Genomic DNA, 10,224 nt, shown 5'->3' on the forward strand with positions numbered 1-10,224 from the left:
ATCCGACTGCCTGACGGGTTGTCTTCCACGAGCCCGGTACTCGCCACGACTGCCGCACGCCACCGGGCGAGCGGCGTTCTTGCGCATCCGCCGCCGTTTGCGGCCTTCACGCGCGATCCCGTGGCGGCTGCCCCGTGGTTACTTCGTACACTTGTTGCGAGCGCCCGGCGGATGCCGGCGGCTTCGACTCCTTTCCCGTGCTCTGTCCAGGATTGAATTCGGATGCCTGATCGCCATTTGAAGCCCCTGAAGTCCGAATCGCTGCTTCCCCGCTTCACGCAGCTGCGCACGGAGGCCGGCGCCCCGCGCCCCCGCAAGACGCTCCTGGTGGAGTCGCTGGGCGAGCTGGAGTGCGCCATCGAGGAACTGCGTGTCACCGAAGAGGAGCTTCGGCAGCACCAGGGACTGCTCGCCGAGGCGTGGCAGGCGGCCGAGTCCACCAGCGAGTGGAACCGCGACCTGTTCGAGGGCGCGGCCGAGTGCATGCTGGCCACGGACCCGGACGGGCTGATCCGTGACGTGAACCGCGCGGCCGGCGTGCTGTTCGGCGTGCGCCCCGAGCACCTGCGCGGCAAGCCGCTGGCGGTGTTCGTTCCGGATGACCAGCGCCGCGAGTTCCGCATCCGCCTGGAGCGGGCCGGCAACACGGGCGAGCCGATGGAGTGGGAGATGGAGATCGCGGCGCGGGGCCAGGCGCCCCGCTGGGTGGAGGCGCGCGTGGCGCCCTTTGCCCCGCGCACCGCGGCGGGCGGGCTGCACTGGACGCTTCGCGACGTCACGTCGCGCCGCGCCGCCGACCAGTCGCGCGCCGAGGCGGTGGAAACGCTGAGGCTGGCCCTGAACGCCTCCGACCGCGCGGCCGTGCTGCTGGACGTAGATGGCACGGTGATGCTGTGGACCCCCGCCGCCGAGAGCCTGCTGGGATGGATGGAGGCCGAGGTGGCCGGCGCCCGCGTGCCCGCCTTCGACGAGTTCGCCGAGCGGGTGATCGACCGCGTGGCGGCGCAGAAGACCGAGGGCACCCGGGTGCCGGTGCGGGCCCGGACGAAGGACGGCGCCGAGCTGGACCTGGAGGTGAAGGTGTCGCCGCTGGCGGGCGCGGCGGGAACGGCGCGCGGCACGGTGCTTCACCTGGCCCCCGCCGGTGCCGCGGACGAGGAGATCGTGCCGGCCGCCGCGGCAGCGGCCCCGGAGGCGCAGGCCGCGCAGCTGGTGCCCGGGCAGCGGTCCGCGTGGAGCGAGGCCGAGGCGCGCCGGGTGCTACTGTCGGTTCCGCAGGGCGGCGACCTGGTGGAGGCGCTGCGGCAGGGGATCGCCGCCGGCGTGTACCTGGGCCACCTGCGCCCGGGCGACCGCCTGCCCAGCATCCGCGAGGTCACGCGGCACACCGGGCACGACCACCGCTACGTGTCGGCCGCGTACCGCCGCCTGGCCACGGAGGGCGTGGTGGAAATCCGGACCCGCCACGGCGTCGTGGTGGGGAGCGGACCGCAGCCCGCCGAGGCGCCGGAGAACGAGACGGCGGCGTGGCTCGCTGGCGTGATCGGCCAGGCCGCCGAGGTGCAGGTGAAGGTGCCGCACCTGCCGGACCTGGTGCGCAAGTGGACGGCCGCCGCCGCGGTGCGCTGCCTGTGCGTGGACGGCACCGAGGACGGCCTGGCCTCGCTCACCGCCGAGCTGGGCGGCCAGTGGGGCTTCGAAACCCGCCGGCTGAACGCGGCCGACGGACCCCGCCGCGACGACCTGCTGACGGCGCTGCGCGAGGCCGACCTGGTGGTGACGACGCCCTTTCACGTGGCTTCGGTAGAGTCTGCCGCGCGCGCCGCCGGGGTGCCGGTGGTGGTGCTGGAGGCCAGCCACGAGATCGTCGCCGCCGCCGAAGACCGGCTGCGCGAGGGTCCGCTGACGGCCGTGGTGGTAGACCCGCGCTACGGCGAGCGGCTGAAGTGCATGGCGGGCGGCGAGCGCCTGAACGTGGTGCTGGCCGACGACACGGCGGCGGTGGAGGCCCTGGACGCGGCCGAGCCCGTGCTGCTGACCCGCGCCGCGCAGCAGAAGGTGAAGCGATCGATGCGGCTGCTGGCGCCGGTGTCGCCCTCCTTCTCCTCGTCGCGCGCGGGCGACCTGGCCGCGGTGCTCATCCGCCGCAACCTGTCGGCGCTGCGGAACGGCGGCTGACCGCGGTCACGAGGGTAGACGAGGAGGCCGGCCCCGCAGCGCGGGGCCGGCCTCTTTGCATGCGTGTGTGCCCCTCTCGGAGTCCCGCCCGGCCCAGACTGCGCGTTTCGATCGGGGCCCCGCGCATGCCGCGGCCGCCCCCCATCCCCAGCCCTTCCCCCGCAAACTGCGCGGGGGAAGGGAGCCAGCCCGATGCGCGCCCCGAATGTCCCGCCACACCACAGCCTGTCATCCGGAGCTCCACACCTCCCGTCACACCACGGCGCTTGTGAGTGGCCTCAGGGGGGCGTCGAATCGCGGGCACGAATGGCCTCCTCGATTCGACGCCGGAACTCTGCTCTCCGGCGCTCTCCCTCGTCATGGGTGATGCCCATGAGGCGCCACGCTCGTTCGGCGCAACTGTCGGAAACCAACGAGAGAAGGTCCAGCAAGTCGCCATCATAGCTGCGATGACTCTTGTATTCTGAGGCTCGGAGCTCTGCCGGGGTGGCGTCCTCAAAACCTTTCGGATCGGGGAAAGCATTCCAGAGCAACCCTTCGCTGCGGGCTTCGTCAGGCGGCAGGATGATCGAGAATGCCGCTATCCATTCGTCGTCAGTGAAAGTCTTCTCGTCGCGGATTGGCATAGCAGGTCGCCGCAGATTCGTGTTCGGCAGATTCCGGATCCTACTTGATTCCCGGCGCTCTGACGCGCCATTCTTTCCTACCGCCGACAGGAGCGAACCATAGCGACCGCCACGCTCCGCGTCCGGCCCCCGACAGCCGGAGCAGGCCGCATCCCGCGTTCCCCGTGACGATTTGGCCGCGCCAACACGCCAGGCAGGTGAGTCAGCCGGCTCCACCAGGCCAGTAAGCCACAACGCAAAGAGCCCAGCCGCTGGAGAACCATGATGGTCCAACCGGCACACGGTAGCCCGACCGCGATAGTGCAAGCCGCTGTTACAGCGCTGGAAACCGGCCGCTGGGCCGATTTGCTGGCCCTGGTCCCGCAGGAGGCCGTCCAGAGACTCCGCGACACTTACTTGCCAAGGCTCATCGAGTCTGAAACACTGTCCGCCCCCACCGCTGAGGAACACATGGCAGCGCAGCCGTGGCTTCCTCGTGAGGTGGCGGCGTACTATGCAGAGCCGGAGCAACGCCACATTGCGGCGGGGTTGCCTGCCATGCGTGCGGAATGGGGAGTTTCTTCGTCGTTTCGGGAGCTGGAAGCACTCTCACCAGCGGAGTTCTTCGTCCGATATCTGTCTGCGTCGAGCCCAGCCGCGAAGCTGCGCGCGGCGATGGCGGTCAGTCCCAAACCGCCCGCAGACCCGGCAGGGGTTCTCCGCCAAGAAATTGCCCCTAAGATCATTGTACTTGGCGAGGTGCGCGAAGGATCGAGACACGCGCATGTCCTGTATCGCCAACTAAACGAGCCGAATGAGGTGTATGACCCCGAGAGTCCGGGGGGCCACGTCAGGACTACACAGGTGGATTACGCGGAAGGGCGTTGGTGGCTGCGATTGGATCACACCCTGGTTGATCCACAAGGATGGTTGATGGTGTGGGGGCCTGACGATTCCGACTCCGGTCAAGCGGAAGAGTAGCGGGCGGAAAGATGGTCCATTTCTCTGGCGGCGGGCGCATGGGGGCTTGTCCCGGCCCCGGGGGGTAGCCGGGGAATGCGCGGGAGCAGTGGAAACGCCCCGCCGTCCGCCAGCCGCGATGAACCGAGGCCCACATTTCCGTGCCGCTGCCGCGCCCAAGCTGAGAGGCGTCCGCGGCTGGATCCCACGGCGCGCAAAGCGTGGCGCACGGGCGAGTCCGGTGCGCTCGCGCCTCTGGATGACACTCTCTGCTGCGCTCCCCGTAGTGCTCCTCCCTACCGCATCAGCATCGACCGCCGTTCACGTGCCCCAGCCGCGCGGCTTCCGCGACAGCAGCCGGCCAGCGACCGTGAAGCCCACGCCCGCCACCGCCAGGAACGCCCAGTCGTACGCCGGGATGTGCGAGGGAAGGTCGCGGACGTGATGCAGGTTCAGCAGGTGGTGGTCGATGATGCCCTCCACCAGGTTGAACAGCCCCCATCCCATCAGCATCTGCCCGGCAAAGACGCGGCGGGTGGGCAGCGTGCGCGCCGCCGCCGCGCCGTACAGCATCCACACGCCCACGAAGGTGATCAGCCACGTCCCAGCGTGGAACAGCCCGTCCCACACCATGTTGCGCTGCATCGCCTCCATCGTCGCGGGCGGCAGCACGGCCGATCCCATGTTGTGCCAGTGAAGGACCTGGTGCAGCACGATGCCGTCCACGAATCCGCCCATCCCGATCCCGATCACCACGCCGGCCCGCGACGTCCGCTCGCCCAGCAGGTTCCTCATCGATCCCGCTTCCCGTTATGTTTCCCGTCGCCCGAGCCCTTCGCCGGAACGTACGGGGCAACGGGTGTGCCCGGACCCCGCCGGACGCGTCCGCCGCGAGGGCTCGTGTCCTCCCCGCGGGACGCGTTCGTCCCGGCCCGTGTACGATGCCCGCTTTCCGCGCGCACTCCCCCGGGGAGCCAACGGAGTGCCGCGCATCGGCTTAGGCGTTTTCGGCGGCGCGGTGCGGCGGTTGCCCTTGCAAACGTGCGGGCGCCCCGCTGAAACCCGCCGGTGTCCCGGCCCGTACCCGCCTCGTCAACCCGACCGCACTTTCGGAGATCATTCCATGCTCCTCGCCACCGTCCTGGGCGCGCTGCTCCAGGGCACACCCGCCGCCGCGCCCGCACCGGCACCGCGCGACACCTCGGCCGCGTACGCCGACGCCGGCACCCGCACGCTGGTCACCGCCGCCCGCGAGCGCCGCGCCCGCGTGGAACGCACCATCGACGCGTACAGCGTTACCGCCCGCGAGCGCATGCACGCGTCCGTCGAGGCGCTCAGCCGGAACCGCACGCTGTTCGGCAAGGAAACCGCCGTGCGCATCGACTGGCGCCGCGAGGGGCAGAGCAGCGTCCGCGTTCTGGGCGCGCGCGAAGCCTCGCCGAGCACCAGCAGCGGCATCAGCCTTCCCGAAGACCTGCTGAGCGAGGCGGCCGACCCGGCGTTCGACCCGGACCGCCTGCAGCTGAGCCTGTTCAGCTTCGGCGGCACCGCGCAGGTGAGCAGGGATGAGAAGAAGGACAGCACGGAGTCGAATGACAGAGAGGTGTCGATCAACGTCGACATGACGCCCATCGACCCGCTCTCGCAGGGAAGCGAGCGGCACTACCGCTTCCGCTCGGGCGACACCACCACCATCCGCATGCAGGATGGCGGGCAGCTGCGGATGATCCAGCTGGAGGTGATCCCCCGCCGCCGCGAGTTCCGGCTGCTGCGGGGCACGCTGTGGATCGACGCGGCCACCGGCGGCGTGGTGCGCAGCGTGATGACCACCGCGCGCCCGTTCGACCTGCGGGAAGACGCGGAAGACATCCCGGCCGTCGTTACCGCCGCCGGCCCGGTGCGCTTCGCCATCCGCTACGTGACGGTGGAGTACGCGCTGTGGCAGAACCGGTTCTGGCTTCCGCGCCTGACGGCGGTGGACGGCCAGATGAGCATGGGAATGCTCGCGGGGCTGCCGGTGCGCTTCGAGCGCAGCTATTCCGACTACGAGGTCACCGCCTCGCCCGTGCCGGAAAGCGCGCCCCGCACCGCCCGGGCGGAGACCGACACCGCCGTGGTGCGCGCCTGCACCGACGAGGCCGAGGCCACGCCCGGGCTGTCGTGCCACTGCAGCAACGGCGGGTGCCGCGTGTGGCGGGTAGAGGTGCCCACGGACACGGCGGCGCTGCTGGCCAGCGCCGACCTGCCGGAGCCGCTTGCGGAGGGTGCGGGCAAGCTGATCACGGGCGAAGAGGTAGAGTCGCTGGCCCGCGTGCTCACTCCGCGGCTGGGCGACCTGGCGCCGGAGATGGACGTCAGCCTGCTGAGCGTGCGGAACATGCGCTTCAACCGGGTCGAGGGGCTGTCGCTGGGCGCCGCCGCGGAGGTGACATACGGGCCGCTCCGCGCCGATGGCATGGTGCGCCTGGGGCTGGCGGACCTGGAGCCCAACGTGGAGCTGGGCATCGCACGGCAAACGATGTTCTGGCGCACGCGGCTGGCCGGCTACCGGCGGCTGACCCCGTTCGACCGCGAGTCGCGCGCGCTGGGCTTCGGCGCGTCGGTGGCGGCGCTGCTGCTGGGGCGCGACGAGGCCGACTACTTCCGCGCCACGGGGGCCGAGATCACGGGCGAGCCGCTGCGGGCCGCCCGGTGGACGTACGCGTGGCGGCTGTTCGGCGAGCACCAGCACGGGGTGAGCAAGAACACCGACCTGTCGCTGGCGCGCGTGTGGGAGGGGAGCGACGTCTTCCGCTCCAACCGCCCCGCCGACCGCGCCGACCAGGCCGGTGCCGGGGTGACGCTGCGCCGCGAGTTCGGCACCGACCGCTCGCCCGTGCAGCTGCTTACCGCCGTCGGTGCCGAGGGGCAGACCGGCACCTTCGACTACGGCCGCGGATCGGTGTTCGCGCGGATGACGGCGCCGTTCACCAGCCGCCTGGCGTTCGCGCTGGAAGGCGCCGCGGGCACCACTACGGGCGACGTGCCCATCCAGGGCGAGTGGTACGTGGGCGGCACGCAGAGCGTGCGCGGCTACGAGGGTGCGCTGCAGGGGGGGACGGCCTTCTGGCGCGCCCGCGCCGAGCTGGCGACGCCCACGCCCGCCGCGCGCCTCGTGGTCTTCGGCGACGCGGCGTGGGCGGGCCCGCGCGGCGCGTGGTCCCGCGACCCGCGGCTGCTTTCGGCCGGCGTGGGCGCCAGCTTCCTGGACGGGCTGGTTCGCATGGACCTGTCGCGCGCCCTGCGCAGTCCCACCGGCTGGCGGCTGGACCTGTACCTGGACGCCGCGCTGTAGGACCGTCGGACGGATCGGCACGAAACCGGAACGGGCGCCCGCACGGGCGCCCGTTCCTGTCTCCCGAGACGCCGCGTCTGCGGACGCCCACGCCCCAAGGCCTGTCATCCTGAGCCCCAGGCGCACCGAGCCGGCCCGCAAACCAGTCCACGCGGGGCGAAGGATCCAGCCGCGGACACGTACAAGCTCGGGCGCGGCAGCGGTCACGAAGGCCGAGGCCTCGGCTGCCGTGGGGCCCTCACCCGTCCTCGCTTAGGCTCGTCCACCCTCTCCCACAAACAGCGTGGGAGAGGGGGTACACTTCGGGGTGCGGTGCGGCGATGAGCATGGGGGCGAGGGCCGGGGCGCGCTGGGGCGACTGAAGTCGCGGCAACAACGGCCCAAAGTCCGCCTTCGCGGACTGCATGCGCAGCCAAGTGCGCACGGCCGGGCCGAGCGTGGTCCAGGTCTCCCCCTGCACGCGCGCGAACGCTCGATGCGCTTCGCCGCCGGAGAGACCGAGGCCTCGGCTGCGGTGACCGCTGCCGCGCCCGACCATCGTGGCATCCGCGGCAAGATCCTTCGGCCCGCGAGGGGTGGTGCTACGGGCAAGTGCGGTGCGCCTGGGCCTCTGGATGACAGATCGCGGCCAGGGGTGGGGATGGGGGGCGCCGGCCCGCGCCCCCCGCCTGCCGAAGCGCACACGAATTCTCCCTTTCCCCCGCTTGCGGGGGAGAGGGCCGGGGAGAGAGGGCCGCCCGGGGCCCGCGCCGAACCCATCGACACGCTCCCCAAACCTGTGAGCGTCCACCCTATACCCGTGGACGTGACGAAAAGAGGACCGCCCTCACCAGGCGGTCCTCCTCGATCCCTCCCCGAAGTCGATCTCCTACTCCGCGTCCGACCCCTTCCTGAGCGGATGCCCCATCGGCAGCTGCATCCCCAGCATGGGCGGCGGCAGCGCGCTCAGGCGGCGCAGGAACGCGGCGTACGACTCGTTGTTGCGCGCCAGCTCCCGCTCCAGCGGCGTGGCCATCACCTCCCGGATGTGCGCGCGGGTGGCATCCATCCGCGCGGCCGTCGCTGGGTGCGTGCTGAACCATGAGTCCGCCGCCGCCATGGCCTGCGGGTCCTGCGCCTCCTCCTCCAGCAGCGCGCTGAACAGGCTGAGCATTCCCCGCGGGTCCACCCCGGTGGCCACCAGGTAGTTCACCGCCAGCCGGTCGGCCTCGGCCTCGTCGGCGCGCGAGTGGCTGCTGGCCCACAGCTCGCCCCCCAGCCGCAGCGCCTCCTGGTCCAGCAGGGGCTCGCGGTCCAGCACCAGCTGGTACATGACGGCAGCCACCGACCGCGTGCGCATGTGGCGCTGCAGGTTCTCGGCGCCGTGCCGGGCGGCCACGTGCCCGATTTCGTGCGCCAGGATCCCCGCCAGCTCCGACACGTTGCCGGTGCGCTCGATGAGCCCGCGGTTCACGTAGATGTGCCCGCCGGGAAGCGCAAAGGCGTTGATGCCCGGCGTGTTGACGATGTAGAAGTGGTACTGCAGCTCCGGCCGGGCGCTGCGCCGGGCGATCAGCCGGCCCAGGTCGTTCACGTACAGGTTCAGCGGAACGTCGCGCACCAGCGGCACCTGCGAGTTCACCTGCGAGGCGATCTGCTCGCCGATGGCGATCTCGCGGTTCTCGTTGATGCACCCGGCCAACGGCAGCGCCACGAGGCACGCCAGCAGCCCGGCACGAAAGGGCCGGCCCGCAAGCCGGCCCCGCCGCGGCGTGCCCCCCGTCATCAGCGCCCGCGTCGGTCCTGCGGGACCGGCTGCAGGGCGGCTACGCGGGCCTTGAAGCTCTGGTATGCGCGGGTGTCGGTGCTCAGGTTGCTTCCCTGCGCGCCGGGCGTCTGCTGGATGATCGCCTGCGTGGCCGCCACCCGCTCCTGCGTGGTCGGGTGGGTGCTGAACCACTGCTCCACGCGGCTGGGGTTGCGCTGCTGCATGGCCAGCAGCTTCTGGAAGAAGCTGGGCAGCCCCGACGGGTTGATGCCGCTGCGCACCAGGTAGCCCACGGCCACCGCGTCAGCCTCGCGCTCGGCCTGGCGCCCGTAGCTGGCGAACACCGCGCCGCCGCCCAGCTGAATGCCGGCCTGCTCGATGCCCGAGGGCTGGCGGCCCAGCAGCACGCCGTACACCACGGAGAGGGCGGTGTTGGCGTTGGACGCCTTCTGCATCTGCTCGATGCCGTGCCGCTCGGCCACATGCCCGATCTCGTGGGCCAGCACGCCGGCCAGCTCGGCCAGGTTGTCGGTGCGCTCGATCAGCCCCCGGTTGATGTAGATGTGCCCGCCGGGGATGGCGAAGGCGTTGACAACGTCGGAGTTCACGACGTAGAAGTTGTACCGGATGCCGCGCTGGTCGGCGCCGGCCGCGATCTGCCGGCCCAGCTGGTTGACGAACTGGTTGGTCGCCGCGTCGTTCACCAGCGGAAGCTGCTGGTTGATCTGGCGCGAGTAGTCGGCGCCCATCGCAACTTCCTGCTGCGTAGACACCTGCGGAGCGCAGCCGGCCGCGGTGCCGGCCCCGGCCATGCACACTGCCACGGCGGCGTGCCGCAGCGGGCGCGTAAGTGCAAGCGACATTTGATTCTCCATGCTGACGGTTGAAGCTTTGGGCCCGATGGAAAGGCAAAACGCGGACCATGCCTGGCGCCCGCGGCGGGGCGCGTGCTGAGCCGCCGCGAAGAGCGGCTCCTGCGCTCGCTGCGCCAGCGAAAGCACCGCGAAGCCGAGGGGCTTTTCGTGGCCGAGGGGGTGCGCGCGGTGGAAGACCTGCTGCTGCACTCCCCCCTCGCGGTACGGTTCGCGGCCGCGTCGTCCTCGCTGGGCGACACCCCGCGGGGACAGTCGCTGGCGGACGCCATCCACAAGCGGGGCATCGACTTGCGTGAGGTGGGCGACGCCGCCCTGCGCGAGCTCGCCGGCACCGAGACGCCCCAGGGCATCCTGGCCGTCGCCGAGATTCCGCCCGGGGGCCTCGGCCGCATCCGCGTTTCCGGCCGCACGGTGGTGCTGGTGCTGGACGCCGTGCAGGACCCCGGCAACTTCGGCACGCTGGCCCGCACGGCCGAGGCGCTGGGCGCGGCCGGCGTGGTGGCGCTCACGGGGACGGTGGACCCG

Annotated in this window: 8 protein-coding genes; 4 read left to right on the top strand and 4 right to left on the bottom strand. The window is 71.5% G+C overall.

Annotated elements, in window-relative coordinates; genetic code table 11:
- Nucleotides 1-222: 222 nt before the first annotated feature.
- Nucleotides 223-2,178, top strand: coding sequence for a PAS domain S-box protein (locus tag VIB55_RS00845; RefSeq protein ID WP_331874765.1), 1,956 nt, complete (start codon nt 223-225; stop codon nt 2,176-2,178).
- Nucleotides 2,179-2,456: 278 nt separating this feature from the next.
- On the opposite strand, the gene VIB55_RS00850 is transcribed toward VIB55_RS00845, so the two are convergent.
- A complete protein-coding gene (locus VIB55_RS00850; RefSeq protein ID WP_331874766.1) occupies nt 2,457-2,804 on the bottom strand; it encodes a hypothetical protein in 348 nt (115 codons plus the stop codon).
- A 261-nt stretch (nt 2,805-3,065) separates the two neighbouring features.
- Here VIB55_RS00850 and VIB55_RS00855 point away from each other — a divergent pair, with 261 nt between their 5' ends.
- Nucleotides 3,066-3,764, top strand: coding sequence for a hypothetical protein (locus VIB55_RS00855; protein WP_331874767.1), 699 nt, complete (start codon nt 3,066-3,068; stop codon nt 3,762-3,764).
- A 300-nt stretch (nt 3,765-4,064) separates the two neighbouring features.
- On the opposite strand, the gene VIB55_RS00860 is transcribed toward VIB55_RS00855, so the two are convergent.
- Nucleotides 4,065-4,538: a DUF2243 domain-containing protein gene (locus tag VIB55_RS00860; RefSeq protein WP_331874768.1), complete on the bottom strand. Its 474-nt coding sequence runs from the start codon at nt 4,536-4,538 to the stop codon at nt 4,065-4,067.
- A 328-nt stretch (nt 4,539-4,866) separates the two neighbouring features.
- Between VIB55_RS00860 and VIB55_RS00865 the strand changes: the two genes are divergently transcribed.
- On the top strand, nt 4,867-7,077 hold the full coding sequence (locus VIB55_RS00865; RefSeq protein ID WP_331874769.1) for a BamA/TamA family outer membrane protein: 2,211 nt from the start codon (nt 4,867-4,869) through the stop codon (nt 7,075-7,077).
- Nucleotides 7,078-7,945: 868 nt separating this feature from the next.
- Here VIB55_RS00865 and VIB55_RS00870 read toward each other — a convergent pair.
- Entirely contained in the window at nt 7,946-8,842 is an 897-nt protein-coding gene (locus tag VIB55_RS00870; RefSeq protein WP_331874770.1) for a M48 family metallopeptidase, read from the bottom strand.
- Entirely contained in the window at nt 8,842-9,636 is a 795-nt protein-coding gene (locus VIB55_RS00875; protein WP_414680813.1) for a M48 family metallopeptidase, read from the bottom strand. The genes VIB55_RS00870 and VIB55_RS00875 overlap by 1 nt, the downstream gene beginning before the upstream one ends.
- A 135-nt stretch (nt 9,637-9,771) precedes the next feature.
- Here VIB55_RS00875 and VIB55_RS00880 point away from each other — a divergent pair.
- A partial coding sequence (locus VIB55_RS00880) for a TrmH family RNA methyltransferase (protein ID WP_331874772.1) occupies nt 9,772-10,224 on the top strand: 453 nt, incomplete at its 3' end.

The organism is Longimicrobium sp. (genome assembly GCF_036554565.1).
Classification (GTDB): domain Bacteria; phylum Gemmatimonadota; class Gemmatimonadetes; order Longimicrobiales; family Longimicrobiaceae; genus Longimicrobium.